Here is a 26294-nt window from a genome sequence, read left to right on the forward strand (position 1 = left end):
AAAACTATAAGTTTTGTACGTTCGCAATCTCAGGAGTCCTGCTTTACAAGATTGTCACGCTCCTTATAGTCGCTCGCAATGACATGGATCAATTCCTCTAAAGAATTTGTCATAACCTTTAAGTCCTCTTCTCTAGATAGGTTATGTTTTGCATCTTTAACTAATTTCAGTATTATCTGTTTACTTGTTATTTTTTCTAACAGCTTAAGAGAAATATCATAAGGTACATCTTCATCTAACATGCCATGGATTAAATGTACCGGAATATTTATATCAATTTTGTTCTTTGTCAATAGTAAATGCTTTCTTGCATCTTCTATTAATTTATAGCTAATAGGATATCTATGTTCACAACTTCTACCTGATATTTCTAGCACACTTTCTTTTTGTATTCTAGATTGATCTGTTGGCGATAGATTGTGCCAAATATCTTCCGTAAAATCAGCCGCAGGGGCTAAACAGATAAGTCCTTTAACTTTATTTGGAAACTTTAAAGCTGCAAGAAGTGCAAGCCATCCTCCCATGCTTGAGCCGACTATTATGGCTTGATCATCAATTAATTCATCTAAAACTAGAGCTACTCCTTCTAACCAACTACTAATAGTTTGATCTGTAAATTGTCCTGTAGCATAACCGTGACCAAAATTATCAAAAATAGTAAAATTATAATTGTTTTTTTTACAATAATCTATTAAATATAGAGCTTTAGATGAATGCATACCTGACATTAAGCCGTGTAAAAAAATTACAGGTGGAATATTTGTATTAACAATTCTATAATTATTATAGACAACAAATTTGTCTTGTGTTCTAGTATAAAGCTTGTGCATTTTAAATAATTATTTAAACAGATGAAATTATAATGCTTTCATTAAATTCAAGTAAACGATACAATAAATATACTATTTTGCAAGTAGTTCCTGCTTTAGTTTCAGGAGGAGTTGAGAGAGGGACTATAGAAGTTGCAAAATATCTTAAAGTTCTTGGTCATACTCCGATTATAATTTCAGCTGGCGGTGCTTTAGTTAAAGAGTTAGATAATGAGGATATACTACATATTCAAATGAATAGTAGTAGTAAAAACCCTTTTGTAATTCTAAGTAATGCTAGGTTAATAGCTGAAATAATTAAAAAATATAAGGTTGATATAGTTCATACAAGGTCAAGAGCTCCGGCATGGAGTTCATATCTAGCAGCAAAATGGACGAATACTAAGTTTTTAACAACCTTTCATGGTATTTATAACGCTCCTAATGATTTAAAGAAATATTATAATAGTATAATGTTAAAGGGAGAGAAAGTTATTGCCGTATCCAATTTTGTGAAGCAGCATTTACTTAAAAATTATAATGTTGATGAAAGTAAAATAGTGGTAATTGAGCGTGGTGTAAATTGTGATTATTTCGATCCAGCAAATTTAACACCAGAAAGGCTTAAAAAATGTCGTGATAAATATGATGCTCCAGATAATGTACCAATAATATCAATGCCCTCAAGAATGACTAACTGGAAAGGGCATCTTGTTTTAGTAGAGGCATTAAGCAAATTAAAGCACAGAAACTTTTATTGTTTAATGGTCGGTGATTTATCAAGACATCCTAGTTTTACTAATAGAGTAAAAGAACTTATCGCAAATTTAAAACTTCAAAATAAAATTCAAATTTTTGGTAATGATTCTGATATCATAAATCTATATGGTATTTCTGACATTATTGTTTCTGCTTCGATTGAGCCTGAAGCCTTTGGGCGTACTATCATTGAAGGGCAGGCGATGGAAAAGCTTGTTATTGCCACTAATATTGGTGGAGCTACTGAAACAATAAATGATAATGTAACAGGTTTTCACGTAAAGCCGAATGATGCTGAAGATTTAGCTCAAAAAATTGATCATTGCTTATCTATTCTAAATACTGAAGAAGCTAAGAAAATTCAAACTGCCGCAAGACATACTGTAATTAATGACTTCTCTCTTGATTTAATGCTCCGAAAAAATCTTGAAGTTTATAAAGAAGTTTTAAAAAACTCCCATAATTCAAAAACGATGCCATAAATTTAAGATTTTCTAATAAAATCACTTATTCCTCGTTCTCTATAATTGATAAAGCAATTAATAATCTCTCTTTTTCTTCTATATTTTTATTTTACCCTTGCATTAAAGCGATTAGGCAGCTATTTTTATTTTATTGTCCCAAATTTGGGAGAAAAACCCCGCACTTGCAGTGCGTCGTTTTAACATATAGAATGTAGAGATGCAGTATTACAAGAAGATAAGCCACACAGTTTACGATTGCACTTATCATATAGTATGGGTGACTAAATATCGATATAATATATTGGTTGGTGATATTGGTAGGAGAGTCAAGGACCTAACCCAAGAGATATGTAAGGATAATGGAGTAGAGATATTAAGAGGGAAGATAGCTTCAAATCACGTACATATCTATGTATCTGTGCCACCTTATCAAAGTATTAGTAAGGTGGTACAGTATCTAAAAGGAAAGAGTTCAAGGAAGATTCAGCAGGAATTTCCAGAATTACGGAAACAGTATTGGGGTAAACACTTATGGGCTGTTGGATATTTTGTCAGAACCACAGGCAATGTGACTGACCAAATGATCAAGGATTATATTGATAAACATGAATCGAGAGATGATAAGTTTGGAAACTTTCAAGTTGAAAACTAGCTATAGCTAAGGCATTGATGCCATAATCTTAAGCCCTGCATTTGCAATGCAGGGTGGTTAACTGATTTTTTAAACTTAAAGGAAATAATTTATGTCGACAAATGGGCAAGACAGTAACGCAAATAATAATGATACAATAGAGATACAAGAAACTAAAGTTGTACCTGTAGAGACTACGAATTCTTTACAATCGGGGTTAACAAGCTTAATACCGATGGTTTTAATTTTTGCTGTTTTTTATTTCTTACTATTACGTCCGCAAGAAAAACGTCGTAAAGAAAGAGAGAAGTTAGTAAGCGAAGTTAAAAAGGGTGAAGAAGTTCTAACAAATAGCGGTATTTACGGGATCGTTACTAAAGTTAGCGAAAGTGAACCTAATATTGAAGTTGAGATAGCAAAAGATGTACGTATTAAAGTTTTAAAAAGTGCTATTGTTGATATAACTAGCCGTTCTAAAGATGTAGCAGTTAAAAAGGAAGACAGTAAAAATAATAAAAAAGATAAGAAGGTAAGCGGTGCAAAATCTTCCTAAGTGGAAAATTTTCCTTTCAATTATATGTACGATTTTTGCAGTTATTTGTGCTTTACCGAATTTTACACAGGTAAAGTCCAAATATCTGCCTCATGATTCAGTAAATTTAGGGCTTGACCTTAGGGGTGGGGCCCATTTATTGCTTGATGTTGATTTCGATACTTATCTCAATGACACTATGGAAAATTTAGCCGATACTTTACGTAAAAGCTTCCGTGAAGATAAAATTGGTTATAAAAATCTATTGGTTAAGCAGAATAATATTCAGTTAGAGCTGAGATCACAGGAAGAATTAAAGCCATTAAAGAAAATAATTAGCAAAATTGATCCTGAGATTAATGTTGAAGCAAATGATAATAGAATAAAGCTTTCCTATAGCGAATCTAGATTAAGTGAGCTACTTAATAAAGTAGTCGATCAATCTATTGAGATTGTCAGAATGCGAGTTGATAGTACCGGCACTAAAGAGCCTATACTACAAAAACAAGGTGATAGACATATATTATTACAAGTTCCTGGTGAAGAAGATCCAACCTATTTAAAAAATATCTTAGGTAAAACTGCTAAGCTAACTTTTCACTTGGTTGATGAAAATGCCAATGTTGAAGAAGCAGTAAAAGGTCATGTGCCTATGGGTTCAATGCTTGTTCAAGGGGATAGAATGGGTTATTTAGTTGTAAAGAAAAAAGCTATTTTAGGTGGTGATTCATTAACAACTGCCGCAGCCTCTTTTGATCAGAATTCACAAGCAGTTGTATCATTTTCTTTTAATAGTTTGGGTAGTAAATTATTTGGTGAAGTTACTAAAAATAATGTTGGAAAGCATCTTGCTATAGTTTTAGATAATAAGCTACTTAGTGCTCCAACAATAAATCAACCAATTATGGGTGGTAGCGGTATAATCTCAGGTGATTTTACTGTTGAATCGGCAAATGAACTTGCGTTATTATTACGTGCCGGCTCACTGCCTGCACCGCTTAAGATTATTGAAGAAAGAAGTATAGGACCGAATCTTGGAGCTGATTCTATAGAATCGGGAAAAAAGGCAGGGATAATTGGTTTTGCAGCAGTTTGTATATTTATGGTCTGGTCTTATGGCTTGCTTGGTTTATTTGCAAATATAGCTTTAAGTCTTGCTATGCTATATGTTTTAGCATTATTGTCGCTTTTCCAAGCTACCTTAACTCTGCCAGGGATTGCTGGGATAATACTTACTATGGGTATGGCTGTTGACGCTAATGTATTGATTTACGAGCGAATAAAGGAAGAGCTAAATAAAGGAACTTCCAACCTTTATGCTATTAAAACCGGTTTTGAGTCAGCCTTTGCTACTATTTTGGATTCTAACCTTACTACTCTGATTGTTGCTTTTCTACTTTATATATTTGGAGTTGGAGCAATAAAAGGATTTGCTGTAGCATTAACAATCGGGATTATATCATCGATGTTTTCAGCAATTATTATTACTAAATTACTAATAGATATTTGGGTAAAATATTTTAAACCTAAAAAACTAGGTCTTGTATAAGATTTGGGGATATAAAAAATGCAATCAAATGTTATAAAAATTATTATTGGAGTTAGTCTATTAATAGGCGTTGGAGCATTATATTTATTATTATCTTTAAAGACTCCAGATAAGCCTCTTGCTGGTCAGGTAAATATTTATGAAGATAACGCAGAAATCGGTGGTGACTTTGAATTAATAGATCAAAATGGTGAAATATTTAGTAGTGATGAATTAAAAGGTAAATTAAGCCTTATATATTTCGGATTTACTAGCTGCCCTGATATATGCCCAACTTCTTTAAATAAAATAACAAAAGCGGTGGAAATTTTAAGCGAAAATAAGATAGATATAGTACCGGTTTTTATTACTATTGATCCAAGCCGCGATACTCCAGCAGTATTAAAGGAATATTTAAAACATTTTCATCCTAAATTTATTGGACTTACAGGTAATGAGAAGCAAATAAGAGAAGTAGCAGATAAGTTTAAGGTTTATTATGCTAAGGCTGCTAGTGAAAATGATAATGACCAAGATTACATGTTAGATCATTCTTCTTTTACTTATCTAATGGATAAAAATGGAAAATATCTAAAGCATTTTTATTTAGATTCTGCTCCTAGCGAAATTATGGAATTTTTAAAAAGTAACTGATGAATAATTATTTGTTAGTAGCATATATATTTACCTTTTTAAGTCTGGGAGTATTGTTAGTTAGTAGCTTTATAAGTTATAAGAAAGAGAAGAAAAATACTGATGCAAAAAGGAGCAAAAAATAGGTTAATAACTATCATTATTTGCTTTTGTTCAGCAGTAATCGGAGTTAGTATAATACTTTATAATTTAGAAAAAAGTATAGTATTTTTCGTGCCACCATCAAAAATTAATGAAGTAGAGCAGGGGAAAGAGCTAAGAGTCGGCGGGCTAGTTAAAGTAGATTCAATAAATAAAATTGCAGCTGATAAAATAAGTTTTGTTATCACAGACAATATTAAAGACTTAGAAATATTATATCAAGGAGTGCTGCCTGCCTTATTTCGTGAGAATCAGGGTATTATCGCTATCGGTAGATTATCGAATGGCAAGTTTATAGCAAGGGAGCTGCTAGCAAAGCATGATGAGAATTACCGACCTCCGAATACTGTCATTCCCGCAGAAGCGGGAATCTAGAAAAAATCTGTCATACCGCGGCTTGACCGCGGTATCTCAGGACACATTCTATGGCACAAGATCCCGTGATCAAGTCACGGGATGACAATATAATTGACTGAATTCCCGCTTTTGCGGGAATGATAAATGAGCTATTCAATAACATAAAACAATTATAACCAAAAAAATAAAACATGTTCATAGATAAAATTAAAGCAAAAGCAAATAACGACGAAATAAATGTAATCATTGAAATACCGATGAATAGCGGTCCGATTAAGTATGAATTCGATAAAGAATCAGGAGCGGTTTTTGTTGATCGTTTCATGCAAACCACAATGAGTTACCCATGTAATTACGGTTTTATTCCGCATACTCTTTCTAATGATGGTGATCCAGTAGATGTACTTGTTGTATCGCATCATCCAGTAGTGCCTGGCTCAGTAATTAAGTGTCGAGCTGTTGGGGTATTGATGATGGAAGATGAATCGGGTTTTGATGAGAAAATTATTGCAGTTCCAACCTCTAAGCTTGATATTACCTTTGATCATATCAAGGAATTAGATGATGTATGTGAGATGCTTAAGAAACGTATAGTTCATTTCTTCGAGCATTATAAAGATTTAGAAAAAGGCAAATGGGTTAAAGTTACCGGCTGGGAAAGTAAATCCAAAGCTGATAGCCTGATTAATGAGGGAGTAGAGAGAGCTAAGAATTAGTTTTATGTCATTCCTGCCAAGGTGCATGGGTGTCATCCCGCGGCAGCATTGCCCGCGTGGATCATTTTCCCCTGTCATCCCGTGATTTATTCACGGGATCCAGTTAAAAATACTAATAAAATTAGTATTTTTAATTATTTTCTGGATCTAGTTCCCAAGCCACGGTATGACACCGATCACGTTTCTCGCTTTATACTGGATTCCGTGGTCAAGCAACTGGATGACAGAGGAAAAATTGATTCACCCAGGCAACATCTTTTCGCAATGACGTGCTTATGAAAACAATAAAATTATAAACTAGTGACATTATTCAGATCAGGGATTGTAGTAGCATTCTTCACGTTAATTTCTCGCATATTTGGGCTTGTGCGTGAGCAATTTATTGCATCATTATTTGGCTCTACTCAAATGGGTGATAGCATTAATGTTGCCTTTAAATTACCAAATCTATTTAGAAGAATTTTTGCCGAGGGAGCATTATCAAACGTCTTTATCCCTATTTATAATGAAAAAATGCTGATTTCTAAGAAAGCAGCAGGTAGATTTTCTGGTGAGGTCTTTACGCTTTTACTACTCTCATTAATAGTTATAATAGTATTGATGCAAATATTTATGCCGCAATTAATGCTGTTTATAGCTCCTGGTTTTCACGGTAAAAAAGAGAAATTTGAGCTTACAGTATTCTTATGCCGAATTACTATACCTTACTTAATATTTGTATCACTTACAGCTTTATTAGGGGGGATTTTAAACTCGGTAAAACGCTTTGCTGCTTTTGCTTTTTCACCTGTTATCTTAAGCGTATGCGTAATAGTCTGTACATTAATGTTAGATAATTATACAGAGTCTACCATTTCAATCAGCTTATCTTTAATAATTGCCGGAATATTACAAGTCTCTTTTATGTTTGTTTGCGTTAAAAGAGCGGATTTAAGCTTTCCATTTATTTTTAAGCCAAATGATCCAGATGTAAAAAAGCTTTTAATTAATATGGGACCGGTGACCATTAGCTCAGGCGTACAGCAATTAAACCTTTTTATCTCTCAATCTATTGCTAGCTTTATTGAGGGAGCTATCTCCATACTATCTTATGCGGACCGAATTTATCAATTTCCTCTATCAATAATAGGTACTAGCTTTTCAACTATTTTATTGCCTGAATTATCAAAAATATATAAATCAAATGATATAGTAGCTGCCACGAAAGTGCAGAATAATGCAATTAGAATGGGGTTATTTTTATCACTGCCTGCGACTTTTGGAATTATAATTTTATCGCATCCTATTATTAACGTGATTTACGAAAGAGGCGTTTTTACTTCTCTTGATACTACAAATACGGCTGAGGCTATTTCTGCGTTTGCTTTAGGGCTGCCTGCTTTTATTTTGGCAAAAATTCTAACCCCCATTTTTTATGCTAATAGTGACACTAAAACACCTCTGAAAATAACTCTATTTTCAATAATAATTAATACCAGCATGAATTTATTATTGATGGATTCTTTAAAGCATATCGGTATTGCAGTTGGTACTTCTATTGCAGCTTGGTATAATTTAGGTTTATTATATAGCTATACTAAAAAGCAGAATATGCTACATATAGAACAGGATATAAAATCTTTTTGTATTAAAGTTTTATTATGCTGCACAATTATGTCTATTATGATTGGCTCAATAAAACATTATTTCTTAGAATATTTTTATTCGGAATATTTGCTGATTAAAGTTTTTGCATTAGGAGGTACTATTACAATTGGCATTATAGTCTTTTTTAGTGTAGCTTATTTATTAAAAGTAGTTAAGCATGTTAGAAAGTAGTAAAAATAAATCAAATTATCAAGATTTGCTAAAAACTCTAGTAATCATAGCCATGATCATTGATCATATAGGTTTGTATCTATATCCTGACCTTATTATTTTGCGAATAATTGGTCGTATTGCTATGCCAGTTTTTTGCTTTTTTGCTGGCTATAATTTTCATGATAAGCCAAAATTGCGAATAATAATATGGGGTATTTTACTACAAATTTACACTACAATATTATTCAAGCAGTTTATCACCACAAATATTTTAATCTCTATTTATTTAGGGCAGTGCTATATTTATTGTTTTCGTAAGTCGCTAACTCGTTTCTTCTATAGCGGCTACTGCCATGTTATTATAATGATAATATTATGGTATATAAGTTGGGCTATCATTGATTATGGTACGATTGTAATTGCAATTATGATACTTGGATTTATTGCAAAACATGAACCCAAAAGCCTAAAACTTTGTTGTTTTGTAACAATTCTTATTACTTTAGTACATTCAGCTCTGTTCGTGCTTACTATTTCTTTTAGTGATCTTAATTTCTCAAATTTTGATTTAGTTTTAGATATTATATTATTAACAGCTACATATATATTAATGATCATAAGTAATTATTCAAAAAGAATATTTATAAATTTAAAATGGATCAGCAGAAATGTTATATATATATATTGTGTGCAAATTATTATTTTGCAGTTTATATTTGTCTATAGCTACACATATGGTTTTAAAAATTGGTAAATAAAAATTAACAATTTTGGTGGCATTTATTTTCTATTGATATTAGTATATTTGAGCAACTAATTAATATTAACAACGATGAATGTAATAGATCGTTTAATTTTAGATAATGAAAAATATAAAGAAAGATTTAAACAAAATAAGTTATTTAAAATTAAATTAGAAAGTGACACACAAAAAAATAAATTTCTTGATTACTTCCAAATCTGGTCAAATGAATTTCAAAAAATGGTACTTGCAAGGGTAGTATTTTCAGAACATAAAAAATTTACAAAACTTGCTTGGGAACATTTACTTGATGAATTCGGTCACAATATAGAACTCTCAAAAGATAGAAAAAATAATACAGAAGTGGAAGATCCTATCTTTGAGGCACTTGGTTTACTTTAAAAATGATGACACTTGGTGATAGTGAGCGAGCGGTGCTTGTGCATATGATAATAGAATCGTGTGCTACTATATTTTATGAGAAATTAGGCTCAATATTTTTAAGTTGTAAAAAAGCAGAAAAGCACTTTAAAACCCACCTGCACCTTGACCCCGAGCATGAACAAATGGGAGTAGATTTATTGTCCCAAATTTGGGAGAAAAACCCCGCACTTGCAGTGCGTCGTTTTAACATATAGAATGTAGAGATGCAGTATTACAAGAAGATAAGCCACACAGTTTACGATTGCACTTATCATATAGTATGGGTGACTAAATATCGATATAATATATTGGTTGGTGATATTGGTAGGAGAGTCAAGGACCTAACCCAAGAGATATGTAAGGATAATGGAGTAGAGATATTAAGAGGGAAGATAGCTTCAAATCACGTACATATCTATGTATCTGTGCCACCTTATCAAAGTATTAGTAAGGTGGTACAGTATCTAAAAGGAAAGAGTTCAAGGAAGATTCAGCAGGAATTTCCAGAATTACGGAAACAGTATTGGGGTAAACACTTATGGGCTGTTGGATATTTTGTCAGAACCACAGGCAATGTGACTGACCAAATGATCAAGGATTATATTGATAAACATGAATCGAGAGATGATAAGTTTGGAAACTTTCAAGTTGAAAACTAGCTATAGCTAAGGCATTGATGCCATAATCTTAAGCCCTGCATTTGCAATGCAGGGTGGTTAACTAAAACAGTTAAATGTTAATGATCTTTTACTGCTTAATATTCAGAAAAAAGGCTGGGACATGATTGAGGCTCTATTCACTAGACTTGCAGATATTGTAGATGGTTGACTGTTTTCCCGTCATTGCAAGGAGAAATTGTTGCGTGGATCATTTTCCCCTGTCATCTCGTGATTTATTCACGGGATCCAGCTAAAAAATACTAATGAAATTAGTATTTTTTATTATTTTCTGGATGCCGTGGTCAAGCCACGGCATGACACCGAGGCGTTTTCCGATCTACGCAACAATGCCTTGCGAGGAGCGAAGCTTTGCTACAATCTAATATTAAATTCTGAGATTGCCACGTCGATACTTCGTATCTCCTCGCAATGACAACTTGTTATCCATGCGACAAAACCGGTTTTTTCTCGCAATGACGTCATTCAACTTAAATACTCATCTTGCTAAATTCTGTTCTATCTATTTTAATCGCTTAGAATTATTAGTTTAAAAAAAATAAAATTGTTAAATAAAGAAATCAATATATAATACTAAAAAAATTTTAGGTAAAAAAATGAGTTTAAAATCCACTTTTCTTGATACGCCTCTTGGTTCGATGCTTGCTATTAGTGATGAAGAGAAACTTTATTTGCTTGATTTTGCTGAAAGTAAAGGCTTAGAGCGTAAAATTAAAATGCTTAAAGTTAAGACTAAATTGTCTGTTATTGATGGCAATACCAAACCTATTTCATCAGTTGAAAAAGAACTTAAGTCATATTTTGACGGCAATTTACAAAAATTTAATACATCTTTACGCCTTGTAGGAAGCGAGTTTCAGAAATTAGTATGGGAAAAGCTAATGAATGTGCCATATGGCGAAACAAGGAGCTACTTTACACAAGCTAAGGCAGTGGGTAAAGAAACTGCTTATAGAGCTGTTGCAAATGCTAACGGAGCAAATAGATTTGCTATAATTATTCCATGCCACCGCATTATTAATAATAATGGCGAGCTTGGCGGATATGGTTCAGGATTACATCGCAAAAAATGGCTTATTGAACATGAAAGAAAATTTACAAGAAATTAGAAATATTTTACTTAATTCGGCGACTATTCCGGTAGAACGTTTAACAATCTTTTTTAAGACTAAAGAAGGGCAGTATGGTGAGCATGATAGATTTATAGGCGTGACTGTACCGACTTTACATAAAATAGCTAAAACTTATTATAATTTAAGTAAGGATGATTTAGGTGGGCTTATTAAATCAAGATTTAATGAAGAAAGACTTTTAGCATTAGTTATCCTTATCAATCAATATCAAAAAGCTTCTGATAATGATAAGAAATTTTTTTATGAATTCTATATAGATAATATAAAATATGTTAATAATTGGAACTTGGTTGATGCTTCAGCTCATTATATTATCGGAGCTTATTTATGGGATAAAGATAAGGAATATCTTTTTAAATTAGCAAAATCTGAAAATCTTTGGGAAAGAAGAATAGCAATGGTTGCAACTTGGTATTTTATTCACAAAAATGAACTCAATTTAACTTTTAAAATAGCACAATTATTACTGAACGATAAGCACGATTTAATTCATAAAGCGGTAGGGTGGATGCTACGTGAAGCAGGAAAAAAGGACGAAAAGCAGCTGATAGATTTTCTAAATCAACATATATCGCAAATGCCTAGAACTACATTGCGTTATGCGATTGAGAGATTTCCTAAAGAAACACGCAGGCATTATATTCTAAAAAACTAGATTTATATAAAATTTATGCTAGTATTTTATAAAACTATTAAAAGGTGTTAATTATGATAAAAACTTTATTGGCTGGTTTTATAGCTTTTGCTAGTATAACAAGCTATGCTAGCCCTAATACTCAGCCAGCCCAAAATACTAACCCTACAGATTCATCTGTTACTTTATCTACGTTAAATGCAGCAGGAGCTGTACAATTTGCACAACCTTGGGTAAGACCTACAACAAATGTTAATAATGTACTAAGCAATTCTGCTATGTATTTTACATTAGTAAATACTAGACCGGCTAGCTATAATATAGTTAATATATCTTCAGATCAAATAGGTAGAATAGAGATGCACCAAACAGTTACCGACAGTAATGGTGTTAGTCAAATGGTGAAAGTAGATTATCCATTTTTAATTTCTGGTAATCTTAACGTTGGCTTTGTACCTGGAGGTATGCATATAATGCTTTATGATATAAGGAAAGATCTAAAAGTTGGTGACACAGTTGATATAACTTTTTTCTTTGATGATAATAGTGTAAAAACTGTTACTGCTCAAGTGGCAAGTAATAACCCGTATCCTCAACAGTAAAAGAAAATTTTAATAGCCCGTCATTGCGAGTAGGCATTGCCCACGTGGATCAGTTTCTCCTCATTGCGAGGAAAAACTGTAAGTTTTGACAAAGCAATCTCATCATTATTTCCTGAGATTGCCACGTCGCTTTGCTCCTCGCAATGACGACTCTCGATCTACGCAAGCAAGCCTTAAGCGAGAATGACATAGAATAATAACTTTTCGTGCTATTCTATTTTATGCATATAGCTATTGCATAGTTGTATTAGCTCTTCTTTGTATCTTGGTTTTAGTAAATGTCTACTTTTTAGGTTTAGATTTTTAAAATCTTGTTCAGTTAAAGGTAGATATTTACACAACTTCATTAAGTCTTCATCTGAAATGAAATGTTTTCGTGGAATATTTATAGTTTGGGCTTTTTCTTCACGATAGGCTGCAAGCATTTGTATTTTAGTATTAAAATCTTTAATCTCAATTCTAAATTTTACTTTTTTCCAAGCATCTTCGGGTTTTACCTCATAGTTTTTAATATTAAATAAAAACTGAAGCATGGATTGATATTGATTTGTTAAATTATTATCCAAAATTATCTTATTTAGCTGTTTATATATTTTGTCCAAATATTCAACATCTAAAAATGCGTAATTCAGCATATCTTCAGTAATAGGGCGTTTTAACCAGTTAGATTTTTGATGTGTTTTATCAATATTGATTTTGAAAAGTTTATAACAAAGATCATCATAGCTTAGTTGACTACCAAAACCGCAAATATTTGCCGCAATTTGTACATCAAAAATATTAGAAGGTAGAGTTTTAAACAAATTATAGAAAATTTCAAAATCTTCACGAGGTGCATGAAATATTTTAATAATATTATTATCTATAAGTAGCTTGTTAAAGACATTTAAATCTAGGTTATTTATTGCATCAATTATTATGCTGCAACCCTCTGCTTTTACTTGGATTATACTAAGTTTAGCATAATAGGTATAACGACGTTCAAATTCTGTATCTATACTCAACCATTTTTTGGTGGATAATTCCCTACAAAACTCTTCTAATACTTTTTGACTATTAATAATTTGCATAAATGAAGCTATTTACAAAGCTCCAATAATTTTTAGAAAAAGATTGGTATGAGATAAAGATAATACTACTTCAAGACCAATTAATATAATAATAATCCACTCAAGTTTAGTAGAATGTTTATAATTAAGGTCATTTGAAAGGATATCGAGCAACTCATGAATCATATTGAGGCGATGATTCATTATATTTTGCCTTATTTCTATGTCTTGAAATTCTGCCGTCATAAGATATAGGGGTTCATAGCTAGGACGACGCCAAAAAAATTCAGGAGTATCGAATATATCACTATGTAAGCTGATTGAATAGCGTTCACTAAATAATATTCCTATTTGTTGTAATATCTCTTTTTTAGATAGAGAGACACTACCGGTTCTAGCTAATTCCTGTTGTATAGGAGTGGTTTGAGATATCAAATTACTTACAGATTGCTCAAGAACGCTAAGCTTAACAGATTGAGCAAGTGCATGAGAAATAGATAGCTTAACAAAAACCGATTTATCAGCTAAAATTATTTTGTTTTTTTCTTCGTCAATAAAAGTTTTTTCGTGTTCTTCATTATATTCAAAATAAATATAATCGGATACAGGTTCAGCAAGTCTATTTATCGTTACTAAATCAGTATCATTTAAAATTACTTTTTCCTGAATTTCGTCACCACCCCAAATAGTTACACAACCAAATGGAAAGAAAAATATATCTATATAATCAGAATCTTTATTTATTTCTTTCCGAATATATAAAACATCATCAAAATGCTGAGGTTCAAGCCCTATCTTTTTTAAATTAGTAACTAGATCACTCATCTTATATTCAGAAGAAACGCAGTAAGATGAACATCTCATAATTATTTAAGTTTAATTTACATAAATTTAAAGTATAGTAGTGTGGAGCATAGAAAGTCAATAATATTATAATTATGTACGAAATATTAAACAATAGAGAGGTTATTAAAATAGCGGGTTCGGATTCGTTAAAGTTCCTGCAAAACCTTATAACTAATGATATCAATAAGAGTAATTATTGTTATACTTATTTACTTAATAATCAAGGTAGATATTTATTTGATTTCTTTGTATATATACATAACCTTGAAGAAATTTATATTGATATTGATGAGAAAAGTAAAACTGCCTTAATAGATCACTTAAATTTTTATAAGTTCCGCTCTAAAATAGAAATAGTAGATTGTAAAGATGAGTATAAAATTGCTTATTTTCATCAAGAATTAAATATGGATTCGTTAGTCACAGCTCGTGATCCTCGATATAATTTATTAGGATTTCGTTCTATAATAAACAGAGCTATAAGTCATTCCAACAAAAGCGGGAATCTAAGTAAAAAATTATATTTAAATGATAAATATAATTTTGCCATAGTAGACGGAGTAGATGATTTGGCTTCAGGTGAGTCAATTCCAGTTATTTATGGTGCTGAAGAATTAAACGCTATTAGCTATGATAAAGGTTGTTATGTAGGTCAAGAAGTTATATCAAGAGCTAAATATCAAGGTGTTATAAGAAGAAAAATATACAAAATTATAGCTGAGGAAGATTTATCATTTTTAGTTAAAAATGAGGAAATAATTATGACTAAGGACAAAATTGGGATAATATGTTCCAGCTATCAAAATAAAGCTATAGCTTTAGTTAAAGAAGAGAAATATCTTGCTAGTAAGGAAGAAGATATTACTGTGAGGGGGATTAAGATAGGCTTGTCTCTTGCTCCTTGGTATGGTTAAGATTAAAAACGTCATTGCGAGGAGAGGCAACGCATCGGCGAAGCAATTTCAGGAGTCCTGCTTCATAAGATTGCCACGCTCATTTCATTCGCTCGCAATGACATAATAATAAAAATCAAAATATATGAATAATAATTCTCCAAAAATATCAATAGTTTTGCCAGTTTATAACAGAGAGAAGTTATTGCCGAAAGCTATTGAGAGCTGTCTTAATCAAACATTTAAAGATTTTGAGCTTATTATAATCGATGATTGCTCTAAAGATAAAAGCTTTGAAATAGCAAAGGAATATGCAAAGCAGGATCAGCGTATTAAAGTAATAAGAAATGAGCCTAATAAAAAATTGCCAGCTAGTCTTAATATTGCTTTTAAAGAGGCTAAAGGGCAGTATTTTACTTGGACTTCCGATGATAATTTTCTGCACGAAGATGCTTTAGCAAGAATGAATAATGTTTTAGATAATTCACCGGATATAGGGCTTGTTTATACCGATTATACTTTAATTGATGAGCAGGGCAAAATAGGGGCAAGGCTCTATCAAGAATCTCCGGAATTTTTGCCTATTCGTGATTGTGTTGGAGCATGCTTTTTATACAGAGCAGATATAGCAAAGAGAGTAGGTGGATATAACGAAAACATGCATTTAGTTGATGATTATGAATATTGGCTTCGGTTTGGGCTTGTTACGAAATTTGCTCATATACCAGAGTCGTTATATTTTTATATGGTGCATAATCAGAGCCTAACAACTGAACGTAAAGCAGAAGCCCAAAAAGCTAAAAAAGCTTTAAAGGAATTATTTAAGGATAAATATATTATTCCCAATAAGATTAAGCCTATAGATGATTTATATAGCTGGTTTATTGAGGATAAAAATTTAAATTCTTATCTCAAATTATTAAAAATAATAATTTGTAATCCTATCATTACCCTTTCTTATATTCTAAAAAACCTTAAAAGAATTAGATAAATTTTTATTGATAAAAGGGTATTATTGGGTATTATGTTATTCACTGTCATCCCGTGGCTTGTCCGGCTTTGTTGCATGGATCAGTTCCACCATTGTCATCCCGCGACTTGATCGCGGGATCTAGTTTAAAATACTAATAATATTAGTATTTTTATTTATTTTCTGGATGCCGTGGTCAAGCCACGGCATGACATCGAGCAGGCTTTTCAAGCCCTCCAACAAACTGGACTAAATAAGTATATTATATGCCAAATCAAGACTTCTTACATTCATTAAATGAGCAGCAACAAAAAGCAGTTCTTCATACCGAAGGACCGCTTCTTTTGCTTGCAGGGGCAGGAACTGGTAAGACGAAAGTACTAACCTCAAGAATTGCAAATATTATTCATCAAAATTTAGCATCCCCTCAAAATATTTTAGCTGTTACTTTTACGAATAAAGCAGCAAAAGAGATGCAGGAAAGAGTCCATAATTTGGTTAGCTCTTACGGTCTTAACATTGGTACTTTCCACTCAATGGCAGCAAGGATATTGCGTGATCAAATAGAGCATTTAAATCTTGGTTTAAATAGCAGATTCACTATTATTAATCAAGATGATCAACTAAGATTGATTAAGGATATAGTAAAGCTCAAAAATATTGATACTAAAAAATATGCTCCTAAATTAATACATATCGTAATCTCACGTTGGAAAGATCAAGGTTTATTGCCAAATAAGCTTTCAAGCTCTGATACTAATTTACCGCTGCAACGTGTAGCAAAACTTGTTTATGAAGAATATCAGCAAAATTTACTGATCTCTAACGTAGTGGATTTTGGGGATTTACTGCTTTATAATAATGAGCTTTTCATTAAAAACCCTGAGATATTAAAATATTATCAAGAAAAATATCGTTATATTTTAATTGATGAGTATCAAGATACTAATGTCGTGCAATATTTGTGGGCAAGAATGCTTGCGAGCTTAAGTAAAAATATCTGTTGTGTTGGTGATGATGATCAGTCTATTTATGGTTGGCGTGGTGCAGAAGTTGGTAATATATTACGTTTTGAAAAGGATTTTTTAAACGCCACAATTATTAAATTGGAGCAGAATTATAGATCAACTCTGCCAATTCTTGCGGCTGCTTCAAATGTTATTAATAACAATAAAAATCGTCATGGCAAAACCTTATGGACTGATAAGGAAAGCGGCGAAAAGATCAAAATTATATCTTGCTGGAATGATAAAGAAGAAGCAAGATATATTGCCTCCGAAATAGCTAGGTTAGTGCGAGAGGGAAGGTATAGTGCAGGAAATATTGCTATATTAGTGCGAGCAGGGTTTCAAACTAGAAGCTTTGAAGAAGCCTTTATAAATAGTGCTATGCCTTATAAAATTATCGGCGGTTTGCGGTTCTATGAACGTATGGAAATAAGAGACGTGCTTGCTTATATCCGTATTGCCTTAAACCAGAATGATAATTTAGCATTAGAGCGTATTATTAACGTACCGAAAAGAGCAATAGGAGCAGCTACTTTAAATAAAATTAAAACGTATGCTATAGAAAAAAATATCTCTAATTTCGCTGCTATTAAAGAAATGCTAGAAAATGGTGAGATAAAAACAAAATCCTATGAAACTTTAAAAGATTTAGTTACCAAAATTAGCAATTGGCATGAAAGATTTAGCTTTGATGCTCCAATAAATGTAACTAAAGCAATACTCGATGATTCCGGATATTTAGAAATGCTTCAGGAAGAGAAAACTGAAGAAGCTTTAGGCAGGATCGAGAATATCAACGAAATGCTAAGAGCTATTGCTGAGTTTAACGATATTCATGATTTTATTGAGCATTCTAGCTTAGTTATGGAAAATGAAGTTTTAGAAACCAATTATGGTGGTTCTGTAACAATAATGACACTACACGGTGCTAAGGGTCTTGAATTTGATGTAGTATTTTTGCCAGGTTGGGAAGAGGGGGTGTTTCCATCTCAAAGATCTTTAGATGAAGAGGGTGAAAAAGGTTTGGAAGAAGAACGCCGCATTGCTTATGTTGGTATTACTAGAGCTAAAAAAGAGCTTTATATTACCCATGCTGAAAGCCGTAAAATATTCTACGAAATAGTCAGATCATACCCATCAAGGTTCTTAGCTGAAATCCCAGAGGAAATTATTATCCGCACATCTTCTATAAAAAAATATGATTCTTTTTACAAATTTTAACTATTTTTTTTTCTAGAATTTAAAATTAATTTGGCATTTTTTCTATTATGTTTATTATTATTTAAAATAAATTAAAAAAGGAATAATATGATAGAGAATTTAAAAGCTGATGATAGAGTTCAGGAAATGGAAGATATAATTGATATTCAAGAAAAGGATTTAAATATTGATGATCAAGCTCAGCAATTACCAAAGAAAGATATAGCTGATGAAAAAATTAATGAGATTGAAGAAGCAAAAAATTTAAAATTAGTACCTAAAGATCTTTCTTTTTTTGATCAACCGCTTCAATATGTACAAAATTTTGGTGGAGCGTTAGATTTAGGTTATGACCTTATAAGGTCCTATCTTAAAGAAGAGAGAATTCAAAATCTTGTTGATAGTATAAATGAAAATGCAAAACAAAATGCTGCAATAACTACAAAGCAAAATAGAGATAAAATTAAACTTTATGCTGCAAAAATTGAAGGTAATTTAAAAGGATTTAGGGTAAGTTTAGATTTAGAATCAATGAAACCTGTACTAAATGAATTTAATGATCAAGATATAAATACTTTAACAAATGCAATTAATGAATCATTAGTTGAAGTGAGTAATAATAAGATTCCCGCAGAGATATATACTGAAAAACTACTAGAAGCAGTTATAGAAAAATTACCTAATTCTTTATCACAACAAAAATTGTAACAATGTAAGGAATTTATTCATAGTGGGAAAAAAAATAAAAAAACATATACAGAATCGGAAATGGATAGAAAAGAAATTTCTAAAGCAGCAGAAGAAACTGACAGAAAGATTAGATAAAAATACTCAAGAAAGTAAAATGTTAGAGCCTATGGTTAGGCTTTTTGCTCCTTTATATGAGAGAGTACCAATGAAAAACTTATTGAAAAAACAGGAACAATTTTAAAGAATTTAGATTCTGCTTATCTAACTGACAATAGTCCTAGAATAGTCTCGGAGCTAAAAGAAATTAATGACAAAGGTACTTCTCTCTGGGAAAAGTTTAAATCAATTTTTACAGGTAAAGATTATTTAGAGGAAAGATTAGAACAATCAGTAAATAAATATGCAGCGTTAAGTGATGAATATGTAAAAAAAGAAATTGATAATAAAATCTTTTCAAATGCTTTAACAAACGAACAAATTGCTGCCGGCTTAACAAAATTAATGAATAAAACTGTTGAGCCGAAAGAAGTTAATAATCCTAATCTTAATTTAGTTGAAAGCAAATCCTGAAATATTTGATAAATTATTATTTGCCAACCAATCTCAAACATCTTCAAAAGACAAACCTGCTATTCATCAAGAGAATCAGAAAGTAAGAACAAGAGGACCTGGTCTTTAATTAGCCTTCTTTCCAAGCTGTGAAGATTTCTAAAAATACCTTAAAATGGGATATGTATTAGAAATCTTCATAGAACCTATCTTAGTTATTTTACATCGTTAATTTTTTAAATATTTCTATCAAAAGATAAAAAAGTTGCAAATTATGGAATTTTGATATCTAATATATCAAATGTTTTAATAATAGGTAACATATGGCTATAAAGTTACAAGAAGCACAGCATGAGGTTAGGAGTAAAGATAAAGAAAATGATTTAATACAATTATTAAGAAAAGACTTAAAAGAAACAAAAAACTATTTAGTACAAGGGTTAATTAACGAGGGATTTTTAAAAAAAAAGAAATTAATGTAAATGATCCTGATGTAAAAAAACAATTCAAAATCTAATATATTCTGATCCTGATGACCCTAAAAATATATCTTCTGATCCTAGTAAAAAAAATGATGTTAAAAGTATTATTGCAACTATAAAAAATAACAACAAACAAATAGCAAAATGGGAAAAAGAAGGGTACAATCCTCAAGCTTTTAAAGAAATTAAGGAAGAAATGGAAAAGCTTCCTAAGCAGTTAGAAGCAGAATTATCAAGCCAAAAAAATGTAGATAATCTTGTAAATGAGCGTGTAAAAAACCGTATATTTATGTACGCTAATTTTGCTAAAGAAAACCAACCAATATTTAAAGATGAAAAAGACGCTCTTATAGGTAAAATAAATAAATATGTAGAAATATCGCAAGATACAGTTTCGGCTTTGCTAAAAAATGAAAAATTATTAGACCCATTAGTGCGGCAAATTGCTAAAAATGCTAGCGATTTTTTTGGTAAAGACGTTAAAAATGTATGCGTTTTAGATAAGAAAAAGTTGACTGATGAAAATATCCTTAAATTTACTTATGAAACTAATCATGCTATTAAGTCGTTTGAATCAGTACAAAAAGGGATTAATAACTTAGATGTTGCAAAAAATAAGCAGGTCACAGAAACATTATTATCTAAATTAGATACAGATTATATAACTAAATATAATAACACAATAATCAATGAGTTACAGGCAGTTAGTAATAAAGGCACTTCTTTTTTAGAAAAAATACAAGCAGTTTTTACAGGAAAAGATTATTTGAGAGAAAAATTAGAGAATGTCTTAGATACTCATATTAAGGCAAATAACAAGCATATAGATAATAAAATTACTACTCTTTCAAAAGGTTTAAAAAATAATGAATTTGTTACAGGTTTAAAGCATTTTATAGATGAAAATACAAAAAAAATATCAGACAACTCTAAACTTCGAAATGTAAATCTCAATGAAATACATAATAATAAAGCTGCTTTAGTAGAGCTTAGAAAAATTAACCCGCACAGATTTGATCAAACAGTGTTTGAAGACTCAAAACGGCTTGCTTTAAAGTCTAAACCTCACAATATCAAAATTGAATCACCTATAGCTACGCCTAATTTTTCTAATAAAAAAAGTCAAACAATAGTTAGATAAATATTATTATCGTGCTAAGCTTTTAGGCGTATTTGATCGTAATAATGCTGGTTGTGACTGTTTTATATTAGATTGTTCATTTTTTATATTCTGTCCTATTTTTTTTGCAGAATTAAATGCTATTTTATACTTTATTAGATCTATTACGGTATTAATAACTAATTTTAGTACTTCAAAAACTTTATAGTCCCTTTGGTGGTTAAAACCTCCATCTTCCAGATGGAGAAGCTTTAGCTTGCCATGTGCGCCATGATGCGTTAGCATCATAAGCACCATGACTCAATACAGCAACAAATCACACACAGTTTACTATCATCGCTATCATATAGTGTGGATTACAAAATATCGATACAAGGTGTTAACCTATGATATCAAAAAGCGAGTGAGAGAAATTATTACATTAGTTGCAGAAGAGCTCAATATTAAAATAGAAAATGGAGTAATATCAAGCGATCATATACATATATTTGCCAATATACCACCTCATATTAAAGTAAGTGAATTTGTGCAAAAAGCTAAAGGAAGATCGTCAAAAAAGATACAAGAAGAATTTCCAATATTAAGAAAAAAGTATTGGGGTAGACATTTATGGGCAAGAGGATACTTTAGTTCGACTAGTGGCAATGTGACTGATGACATGATTAATGAATATATTAATAGACATACTGATGCTCATGAACCAGCAATGACTACTAATATAAGACTGGAATAAGCTTTAGCTTGATTCTCGACTTCTAGTCGCTATAGACAAACTTTCATCTCTCAGATGAAAGTGATTGATTGTGATCTAAAGTCTTGTTTGTTTCTGATAATTTTCTTGCTGATTCTTCATTGTCTTTACTAAATATAGCTATAGAATTAGAGATAATAGTTTGAGTTGTAGATTTATGCTTGTGAAGTACAGTAATTAATTCTTGAATTGTAGGAAATATTTCTGATTTTATTAAAGGGCTAGATAAAATTTTAGCTACATTTAAATATTTATTTGTTTCTTCTTTATCTAATTGTTTTATTTGTTCTATATCAGATGCTGCAATTAATTTTTCTTTAAAATCACTAAATATAATAGGTTTTAATGCTTCATGTAATTTATTTGTATCAGTTTCATTTTCTAAGATTTTACCTATAAGTTTTGAAATAATAGGGGTAGCATCTTGTAATATATCTAAATTACTAACGTTTTTTAAAAAAGTTTGCTTTATCGTATTATTCGATTTTATATTTGTTGTTATAATTTCGGCTAAAAGATTGCCTATCTTATCATCTTGACTTAAAAATACTCCTAAATCTTTTAATATTGGAGTAACATTTATTTTATTAAATAATTGTTGAATATGATCTTTTGAGTTGGTCTTTAAAGTGAATTTTACAGCTAAATTAGCAATAGTCATAAAATTTTTAGGATCATCAAAGCATTTATCTAATATTTGATGAATAAGAGGAGTTAATGCTCGAGTAACTTTTTTGTCATTTTTAAGAGCAAACTTCAAGGCATTGGGCAAAATTTTAGAAATTGTTGTTTTAATTACTTCTTTATTCTTTTCTAAAAATGCTACACTATCAGGATCTTCTATTAATTTTAGTAAAAAGCTTTGATTCTCTAACTTACTTTTCTCATCTTTATTTAAAAATATTTCTTCTATTTTTTTTATATCATTTACTAAACTAGGTATTGTTTTCAACGTTGAAATAGCTAATTTCGGATTTTTAAATATAAATTTAACACCTTTATACCCAGCTTTTAGTTTTTTATCTTCTGCTAAAGCTTTGAATATTTTATCTAGGTCATTATTTTTTTGTAAAGCTTTCTCTGATATTTTAAAGAGCTTTTGTTTTAACTTTTCATAATCATAAGTTTTGTCTTTCTTATTTTTACCTTTAGTCGTTTTATCTTCCGGAAGATTTATTATTGTTTCAGTAGGAATATTATCTTTAACTTTTTCCTTTTTGTTAATTTTAAATATATTCTTCAGCTTCTTTTTCATACATATTCTTCTATTAAAATTCTAAATCTAAAACCCTAATTAGAATAAATATCTAACGCTATAATATTTTCGTGTATCCTTACTACTGGTTGACTATTAACTAACATATTAAACTATTAAGATTTATTAACCATATTGTAATAAAGCTATAGTATATTGTCAATGTTTAAATAATCTTAATGCTTACAGCTACTTCCATGAACATGAGGAGGGTGCATTTTTATATATTTCAGCATTTTTTTAAACAAAGTGTCGCGTTTTAGTTTAGATAAGTGATCTAAAAAAACTTTGCCATTTAAATAATCTACTTCATGCTGAATTACTGTTGCTAAAAAATCTTGTGCTTCTAGCTCTTGTTTATTCCCTTGATAATCAAAGTAATTTATTTTTATTGCTTTTGATCTGGTAATAGGTGCTTCTATTCCTGGAAATGATAAAGATCTTTCCATAAATGTTTGTTTGTCACTTGAGAAATAAGTTATTTCCGGATTGATAAAAATAATAGGTGATGATTTGTTATTCTCATGTAAATCAACTACCGCTATACGCTTTAATATACCGACCATATTAGCACCAAGCCCTACCGCCCTTTCTATCTGCATAGTATTAAGCATTTTATCTACAATAATGCGAATATTATCATCAACGACTTCTATATGTTCTGCTTGCTTCTTAAAGATATCGTTTGGAGCGTAAACTATTTGATAGTAAGATTTTTCTTGGTTCATAATACTAATTTTTAATTATAATTGTTGATAATATATTTTGATTATAAGGTTCTTGCAAGTGATAAGAGCGTCTTTTGCTAGGGTATTTTGCTGGGTTTGCATAAGTATCCTCTGTAATCCTTTTAATATTTTTAACTCCTGTTTGCTTAAGCTGTAATTCTACAAATCCTGGTAAATCAAACATATAATGATTTTCTTTTTTTGAATTTATGAAGAATTGTTTGTTATTAATATCTTTATCTAAAAAAGCTTTATAATATTCTACATCAACTTCATATGATCCTTGAGCTATAGCAGGACCTATTAGTGCAGCCAAATTTTTTGCACCTTTTTCTATCATCTTATTAACTATGTTATGGATAATACCGTTTATAGCACCTTTCCATCCTGCATGTGCTGCTCCAATTATTTTACCATCACCGCTTGCAAGTAACACTGGTACACAATCTGCAGTTTGCACTGCTAGAACTAAATTTTTTCTAGTAGTAATACTGCCATCAGCTTCAGGTATGATAATAGAATTATTATCTGCATCAATAATATCTATACCGTGAACTTGATTTAAAATTAGAATATCTTCTGCTTTAAAATAATCAGTTATGGCTTTTTTGTTTCTTATTATTTCTATTTCATCTATAGAATTATTTTTTTTACATATCTATGACTAGAATCCTTGAATGTTCCGTCAAAAATTTTATAATATACTAGTCCGTTTATTAGTGCTTCCATGCAAATATCCTATAATAATTTTATTAATACCTTATCTAATAACCTACAAAAAAAGAAACAGCTAGAAAAAATCATTTTCCAATTTCATAAAGATTATAATTTAATACCTATTATTGGGGTAGAGATAGAGTTTTACTTAAGCCCTAATATTGATATATCTAAATTTGAAATACTTGCAAGAAAATATTTAACGAAGTTTAAAATTTCTAAAATAAAAAAAGAAAAGGGTAATAATCAATTCGAAATAGATCTTCCTCCATCCCATGATTTAGTAAATTATGCAAAAATGATACTTAAAGTTAAAAATACTTTAACAAAAATAGCTGAATATTTAAATGGTCATACGGATTTTTCTCCTAAACCTTTTTTAAATGATTATGGAAATAGTATGCATTTCCATATAAGTTTTGATATAGAATCTGGCGATTATATAATTTTAGCAGCACAAGGTTTATGCCATTATATGCTAGATACTCTACTTGCTTTTATGCCTGGTAGTATTGATTATTTACGCCTTGACAAAGATTTTATGGCACCAACTCATGTATCTTATGGAGGAAATAACAGAAGTGTAGCTATTCGAACTCCAAATGTTGTTCCTAAACGTTTAGAACATCGCTTATCTTCTCCTGAAACTGATCCTTATATAGCAATTTTTACTATTTTAAAGTCTATATTATTATCTTTAAAATTTCCAAATTCAATTAAAAAAACAGAAAAGATTTACGGAAATGCTTTTGATCCGCAATATAATTTAACACCATTACCAACGTCAGCTCAGGAAAGTTTTAAGCTATTTAAGCCAGAGTTTTTTAGATAAAATTTTTTACCAAAGATGTATATAATTATCAATCTTCACGAAACCTAAATTAGAAGCTATAACTTTTTATATACTTATTTATTGTCCCAAATTTGGGAGAAAAACCCCGCACTTGCAGTGCGTCGTTTTAACATATAGAATGTAGAGATGCAGTATTACAAGAAGATAAGCCACACAGTTTACGATTGCACTTATCATATAGTATGGGTGACTAAATATCGATATAATATATTGGTTGGTGATATTGGTAGGAGAGTCAAGGACCTAACCCAAGAGATATGTAAGGATAATGGAGTAGAGATATTAAGAGGGAAGATAGCTTCAAATCACGTACATATCTATGTATCTGTGCCACCTTATCAAAGTATTAGTAAGGTGGTACAGTATCTAAAAGGAAAGAGTTCAAGGAAGATTCAGCAGGAATTTCCAGAATTACGGAAACAGTATTGGGGTAAACACTTATGGGCTGTTGGATATTTTGTCAGAACCACAGGCAATGTGACTGACCAAATGATCAAGGATTATATTGATAAACATGAATCGAGAGATGATAAGTTTGGAAACTTTCAAGTTGAAAACTAGCTATAGCTAAGGCATTGATGC

Annotated in this window: 30 protein-coding genes and 2 pseudogenes; 24 read left to right on the forward strand and 8 right to left on the reverse strand. The window is 30.8% G+C overall.

Annotated elements, in window-relative coordinates:
* Nucleotides 1-29: 29 nt before the first annotated feature.
* Nucleotides 30-830 (reverse strand): alpha/beta hydrolase, encoded by an 801-nt coding sequence (locus AAGD54_RS04075; RefSeq protein WP_341795078.1) that lies wholly within the window; start codon nucleotides 828-830, stop codon nucleotides 30-32.
* A gap of 32 nt (nucleotides 831-862) precedes the next feature.
* Here AAGD54_RS04075 and AAGD54_RS04080 point away from each other — a divergent pair, with 32 nt between their 5' ends.
* The 14 genes and pseudogenes from AAGD54_RS04080 (at nucleotide 863) to AAGD54_RS04150 (ending at nucleotide 12602) form a co-directional block, all read left to right on the forward strand.
* Entirely contained in the window at nucleotides 863-2050 is a 1188-nt protein-coding gene (locus AAGD54_RS04080; protein ID WP_341795079.1) for a glycosyltransferase family 4 protein, read from the forward strand.
* A gap of 199 nt (nucleotides 2051-2249) precedes the next feature.
* Nucleotides 2250-2684: an IS200/IS605 family transposase gene (tnpA, locus tag AAGD54_RS04085; RefSeq protein WP_341794258.1), complete on the forward strand. Its 435-nt coding sequence runs from the start codon at nucleotides 2250-2252 to the stop codon at nucleotides 2682-2684.
* Between the two features lie 91 nt (nucleotides 2685-2775).
* The gene (gene yajC, locus AAGD54_RS04090) at nucleotides 2776-3216 is read left to right on the forward strand and encodes a preprotein translocase subunit YajC (protein WP_341795080.1); all 441 of its coding nucleotides are present in this window, start codon (nucleotides 2776-2778) and stop codon (nucleotides 3214-3216) included.
* The gene (secD, locus tag AAGD54_RS04095; protein WP_341795081.1) at nucleotides 3200-4744 is read left to right on the forward strand and encodes a protein translocase subunit SecD; all 1545 of its coding nucleotides are present in this window, start codon (nucleotides 3200-3202) and stop codon (nucleotides 4742-4744) included. The genes yajC and secD overlap by 17 nt, the downstream gene beginning before the upstream one ends.
* An 18-nt stretch (nucleotides 4745-4762) precedes the next feature.
* Nucleotides 4763-5377, forward strand: a complete 615-nt coding sequence (locus AAGD54_RS04100; protein ID WP_016948170.1) for an SCO family protein — start codon at nucleotides 4763-4765, stop codon at nucleotides 5375-5377.
* A 102-nt stretch (nucleotides 5378-5479) separates the two neighbouring features.
* The gene (gene ccmE, locus AAGD54_RS04105) at nucleotides 5480-5893 is read left to right on the forward strand and encodes a cytochrome c maturation protein CcmE (RefSeq protein ID WP_341788071.1); all 414 of its coding nucleotides are present in this window, start codon (nucleotides 5480-5482) and stop codon (nucleotides 5891-5893) included.
* Between the two features lie 173 nt (nucleotides 5894-6066).
* A complete protein-coding gene (ppa, locus tag AAGD54_RS04110) occupies nucleotides 6067-6591 on the forward strand; it encodes an inorganic diphosphatase (protein WP_341788070.1) in 525 nt (174 codons plus the stop codon).
* 300 nt (nucleotides 6592-6891) lie between these two features.
* A complete protein-coding gene (murJ, locus tag AAGD54_RS04120) occupies nucleotides 6892-8409 on the forward strand; it encodes a murein biosynthesis integral membrane protein MurJ (RefSeq protein ID WP_341795082.1) in 1518 nt (505 codons plus the stop codon).
* The gene (locus AAGD54_RS04125) at nucleotides 8396-9145 is read left to right on the forward strand and encodes a TraX family protein (RefSeq protein WP_341795083.1); all 750 of its coding nucleotides are present in this window, start codon (nucleotides 8396-8398) and stop codon (nucleotides 9143-9145) included. The genes murJ and AAGD54_RS04125 overlap by 14 nt, the downstream gene beginning before the upstream one ends.
* A 78-nt stretch (nucleotides 9146-9223) precedes the next feature.
* A pseudogene (locus AAGD54_RS04130) lies at nucleotides 9224-9726 on the forward strand (hypothetical protein); the annotation flags it as partial.
* Between the two features lie 54 nt (nucleotides 9727-9780).
* A complete protein-coding gene (tnpA, locus tag AAGD54_RS04135; protein WP_341794258.1) occupies nucleotides 9781-10215 on the forward strand; it encodes an IS200/IS605 family transposase in 435 nt (144 codons plus the stop codon).
* 614 nt (nucleotides 10216-10829) lie between these two features.
* Nucleotides 10830-11342, forward strand: coding sequence for a methylated-DNA--[protein]-cysteine S-methyltransferase (locus tag AAGD54_RS04140; RefSeq protein ID WP_341795084.1), 513 nt, complete (start codon nucleotides 10830-10832; stop codon nucleotides 11340-11342).
* Nucleotides 11317-12021, forward strand: coding sequence for a DNA alkylation repair protein (locus tag AAGD54_RS04145; protein ID WP_341795085.1), 705 nt, complete (start codon nucleotides 11317-11319; stop codon nucleotides 12019-12021). The genes AAGD54_RS04140 and AAGD54_RS04145 overlap by 26 nt, the downstream gene beginning before the upstream one ends.
* Nucleotides 12022-12074: 53 nt before the next feature.
* Complete coding sequence (locus AAGD54_RS04150) at nucleotides 12075-12602, forward strand: copper chaperone PCu(A)C (protein ID WP_341795086.1); 528 nt, start codon at nucleotides 12075-12077, stop codon at nucleotides 12600-12602.
* A gap of 209 nt (nucleotides 12603-12811) precedes the next feature.
* On the opposite strand, the gene AAGD54_RS04155 is transcribed toward AAGD54_RS04150, so the two are convergent.
* Nucleotides 12812-13672 (reverse strand): ribonuclease D, encoded by an 861-nt coding sequence (locus AAGD54_RS04155; protein WP_341788064.1) that lies wholly within the window; start codon nucleotides 13670-13672, stop codon nucleotides 12812-12814.
* A 12-nt stretch (nucleotides 13673-13684) separates the two neighbouring features.
* The gene (locus AAGD54_RS04160; RefSeq protein WP_016948158.1) at nucleotides 13685-14476 is read right to left on the reverse strand and encodes an RMD1 family protein; all 792 of its coding nucleotides are present in this window, start codon (nucleotides 14474-14476) and stop codon (nucleotides 13685-13687) included.
* 113 nt (nucleotides 14477-14589) lie between these two features.
* Between AAGD54_RS04160 and AAGD54_RS04165 the strand changes: the two genes are divergently transcribed.
* The 5 genes from AAGD54_RS04165 (at nucleotide 14590) to AAGD54_RS04185 (ending at nucleotide 19498) form a co-directional block, all read left to right on the forward strand.
* The gene (locus AAGD54_RS04165) at nucleotides 14590-15411 is read left to right on the forward strand and encodes a folate-binding protein (protein WP_341795087.1); all 822 of its coding nucleotides are present in this window, start codon (nucleotides 14590-14592) and stop codon (nucleotides 15409-15411) included.
* Between the two features lie 124 nt (nucleotides 15412-15535).
* The gene (locus AAGD54_RS04170) at nucleotides 15536-16381 is read left to right on the forward strand and encodes a glycosyltransferase (RefSeq protein WP_341788061.1); all 846 of its coding nucleotides are present in this window, start codon (nucleotides 15536-15538) and stop codon (nucleotides 16379-16381) included.
* Nucleotides 16382-16626: 245 nt separating this feature from the next.
* Nucleotides 16627-18588 carry a DNA helicase PcrA gene (gene pcrA / locus AAGD54_RS04175; RefSeq protein ID WP_341788060.1) on the forward strand — a complete coding sequence of 654 codons (1962 nt, stop codon included), beginning with the start codon at nucleotides 16627-16629 and terminating at the stop codon, nucleotides 18586-18588.
* A gap of 87 nt (nucleotides 18589-18675) precedes the next feature.
* Nucleotides 18676-19275 carry a hypothetical protein gene (locus AAGD54_RS04180; RefSeq protein ID WP_341795088.1) on the forward strand — a complete coding sequence of 200 codons (600 nt, stop codon included), beginning with the start codon at nucleotides 18676-18678 and terminating at the stop codon, nucleotides 19273-19275.
* A 22-nt stretch (nucleotides 19276-19297) separates the two neighbouring features.
* Nucleotides 19298-19498, forward strand: a complete 201-nt coding sequence (locus tag AAGD54_RS04185; protein WP_341795089.1) for a hypothetical protein — start codon at nucleotides 19298-19300, stop codon at nucleotides 19496-19498.
* 121 nt (nucleotides 19499-19619) lie between these two features.
* On the opposite strand, the gene AAGD54_RS04190 is transcribed toward AAGD54_RS04185, so the two are convergent.
* Nucleotides 19620-19868, reverse strand: a complete 249-nt coding sequence (locus AAGD54_RS04190) for a hypothetical protein (RefSeq protein ID WP_341795090.1) — start codon at nucleotides 19866-19868, stop codon at nucleotides 19620-19622.
* Between the two features lie 261 nt (nucleotides 19869-20129).
* On the opposite strand from AAGD54_RS04190, the gene AAGD54_RS04195 reads away from it, so the two are divergent.
* Entirely contained in the window at nucleotides 20130-20288 is a 159-nt protein-coding gene (locus AAGD54_RS04195) for a hypothetical protein (protein ID WP_341795091.1), read from the forward strand.
* Between the two features lie 196 nt (nucleotides 20289-20484).
* Nucleotides 20485-21429: a hypothetical protein gene (locus tag AAGD54_RS04200; protein WP_341795092.1), complete on the forward strand. Its 945-nt coding sequence runs from the start codon at nucleotides 20485-20487 to the stop codon at nucleotides 21427-21429.
* Nucleotides 21430-21435: 6 nt separating this feature from the next.
* On the opposite strand, the gene AAGD54_RS04205 is transcribed toward AAGD54_RS04200, so the two are convergent.
* Nucleotides 21436-21696, reverse strand: coding sequence for a hypothetical protein (locus AAGD54_RS04205; protein ID WP_341795093.1), 261 nt, complete (start codon nucleotides 21694-21696; stop codon nucleotides 21436-21438).
* 7 nt (nucleotides 21697-21703) lie between these two features.
* On the opposite strand from AAGD54_RS04205, the gene tnpA (AAGD54_RS04210) reads away from it, so the two are divergent.
* On the forward strand, nucleotides 21704-22141 hold the full coding sequence (gene tnpA, locus AAGD54_RS04210; protein ID WP_341795094.1) for an IS200/IS605 family transposase: 438 nt from the start codon (nucleotides 21704-21706) through the stop codon (nucleotides 22139-22141).
* A gap of 43 nt (nucleotides 22142-22184) precedes the next feature.
* On the opposite strand, the gene AAGD54_RS04215 is transcribed toward tnpA (AAGD54_RS04210), so the two are convergent.
* The 3 genes and pseudogenes from AAGD54_RS04215 to pgeF all read right to left on the reverse strand — a co-directional run bounded on the left by AAGD54_RS04215 (nucleotide 22185) and on the right by pgeF (nucleotide 24871).
* A complete protein-coding gene (locus tag AAGD54_RS04215; RefSeq protein ID WP_341795095.1) occupies nucleotides 22185-23414 on the reverse strand; it encodes a DUF507 family protein in 1230 nt (409 codons plus the stop codon).
* Nucleotides 23415-23590: 176 nt separating this feature from the next.
* Nucleotides 23591-24142: a peptide deformylase gene (gene def, locus AAGD54_RS04220; protein ID WP_341795096.1), complete on the reverse strand. Its 552-nt coding sequence runs from the start codon at nucleotides 24140-24142 to the stop codon at nucleotides 23591-23593.
* Nucleotides 24143-24146: 4 nt separating this feature from the next.
* Nucleotides 24147-24871 (reverse strand): annotated as a pseudogene (pgeF, locus tag AAGD54_RS04225) (peptidoglycan editing factor PgeF).
* Here pgeF and AAGD54_RS04230 point away from each other — a divergent pair.
* Together AAGD54_RS04230 and tnpA (AAGD54_RS04235) are read left to right on the forward strand one after the other, a co-directional pair.
* Nucleotides 24870-25691: a glutamine synthetase gene (locus tag AAGD54_RS04230; protein ID WP_341795097.1), complete on the forward strand. Its 822-nt coding sequence runs from the start codon at nucleotides 24870-24872 to the stop codon at nucleotides 25689-25691. The pseudogene pgeF and the gene AAGD54_RS04230 overlap by 2 nt on opposite strands.
* 147 nt (nucleotides 25692-25838) lie before the next feature.
* Nucleotides 25839-26273 (forward strand): IS200/IS605 family transposase, encoded by a 435-nt coding sequence (gene tnpA / locus AAGD54_RS04235; RefSeq protein ID WP_341794258.1) that lies wholly within the window; start codon nucleotides 25839-25841, stop codon nucleotides 26271-26273.
* Nucleotides 26274-26294 lie beyond the last annotated feature (21 nt).

It is taken from the genome of Rickettsia endosymbiont of Rhinocyllus conicus (genome assembly GCF_964026465.1).
Classification (GTDB): Bacteria; Pseudomonadota; Alphaproteobacteria; order Rickettsiales; family Rickettsiaceae; genus Rickettsia.

Coding starts and splice junctions, on each gene's coding strand:
- AAGD54_RS04075 (WP_341795078.1), bottom strand. CDS start 830: ATGCACAAGCTTTATACTAGAACACAAGACAAATTTGTTGTCTATAAT.
- AAGD54_RS04080 (WP_341795079.1), top strand. CDS start 863: ATGCTTTCATTAAATTCAAGTAAACGATACAATAAATATACTATTTTG.
- tnpA (WP_341794258.1), top strand. CDS start 2,250: ATGCAGTATTACAAGAAGATAAGCCACACAGTTTACGATTGCACTTAT.
- yajC (WP_341795080.1), top strand. CDS start 2,776: ATGTCGACAAATGGGCAAGACAGTAACGCAAATAATAATGATACAATA.
- AAGD54_RS04100 (WP_016948170.1), top strand. CDS start 4,763: ATGCAATCAAATGTTATAAAAATTATTATTGGAGTTAGTCTATTAATA.
- ccmE (WP_341788071.1), top strand. CDS start 5,480: ATGCAAAAAGGAGCAAAAAATAGGTTAATAACTATCATTATTTGCTTT.
- ppa (WP_341788070.1), top strand. CDS start 6,067: ATGTTCATAGATAAAATTAAAGCAAAAGCAAATAACGACGAAATAAAT.
- AAGD54_RS04125 (WP_341795083.1), top strand. CDS start 8,396: ATGTTAGAAAGTAGTAAAAATAAATCAAATTATCAAGATTTGCTAAAA.
- tnpA (WP_341794258.1), top strand. CDS start 9,781: ATGCAGTATTACAAGAAGATAAGCCACACAGTTTACGATTGCACTTAT.
- AAGD54_RS04140 (WP_341795084.1), top strand. CDS start 10,830: ATGAGTTTAAAATCCACTTTTCTTGATACGCCTCTTGGTTCGATGCTT.
- AAGD54_RS04145 (WP_341795085.1), top strand. CDS start 11,317: ATGAAAGAAAATTTACAAGAAATTAGAAATATTTTACTTAATTCGGCG.
- AAGD54_RS04150 (WP_341795086.1), top strand. CDS start 12,075: ATGATAAAAACTTTATTGGCTGGTTTTATAGCTTTTGCTAGTATAACA.
- AAGD54_RS04155 (WP_341788064.1), bottom strand. CDS start 13,672: ATGCAAATTATTAATAGTCAAAAAGTATTAGAAGAGTTTTGTAGGGAA.
- AAGD54_RS04160 (WP_016948158.1), bottom strand. CDS start 14,476: ATGAGTGATCTAGTTACTAATTTAAAAAAGATAGGGCTTGAACCTCAG.
- AAGD54_RS04165 (WP_341795087.1), top strand. CDS start 14,590: ATGTACGAAATATTAAACAATAGAGAGGTTATTAAAATAGCGGGTTCG.
- AAGD54_RS04170 (WP_341788061.1), top strand. CDS start 15,536: ATGAATAATAATTCTCCAAAAATATCAATAGTTTTGCCAGTTTATAAC.
- pcrA (WP_341788060.1), top strand. CDS start 16,627: ATGCCAAATCAAGACTTCTTACATTCATTAAATGAGCAGCAACAAAAA.
- AAGD54_RS04180 (WP_341795088.1), top strand. CDS start 18,676: ATGATAGAGAATTTAAAAGCTGATGATAGAGTTCAGGAAATGGAAGAT.
- AAGD54_RS04190 (WP_341795090.1), bottom strand. CDS start 19,868: ATGTTTGAGATTGGTTGGCAAATAATAATTTATCAAATATTTCAGGAT.
- AAGD54_RS04195 (WP_341795091.1), top strand. CDS start 20,130: ATGGCTATAAAGTTACAAGAAGCACAGCATGAGGTTAGGAGTAAAGAT.
- AAGD54_RS04200 (WP_341795092.1), top strand. CDS start 20,485: ATGGAAAAGCTTCCTAAGCAGTTAGAAGCAGAATTATCAAGCCAAAAA.
- AAGD54_RS04205 (WP_341795093.1), bottom strand. CDS start 21,696: ATGATGCTAACGCATCATGGCGCACATGGCAAGCTAAAGCTTCTCCAT.
- tnpA (WP_341795094.1), top strand. CDS start 21,704: ATGACTCAATACAGCAACAAATCACACACAGTTTACTATCATCGCTAT.
- AAGD54_RS04215 (WP_341795095.1), bottom strand. CDS start 23,414: ATGAAAAAGAAGCTGAAGAATATATTTAAAATTAACAAAAAGGAAAAA.
- def (WP_341795096.1), bottom strand. CDS start 24,142: ATGAACCAAGAAAAATCTTACTATCAAATAGTTTACGCTCCAAACGAT.
- AAGD54_RS04230 (WP_341795097.1), top strand. CDS start 24,870: ATGCAAATATCCTATAATAATTTTATTAATACCTTATCTAATAACCTA.
- tnpA (WP_341794258.1), top strand. CDS start 25,839: ATGCAGTATTACAAGAAGATAAGCCACACAGTTTACGATTGCACTTAT.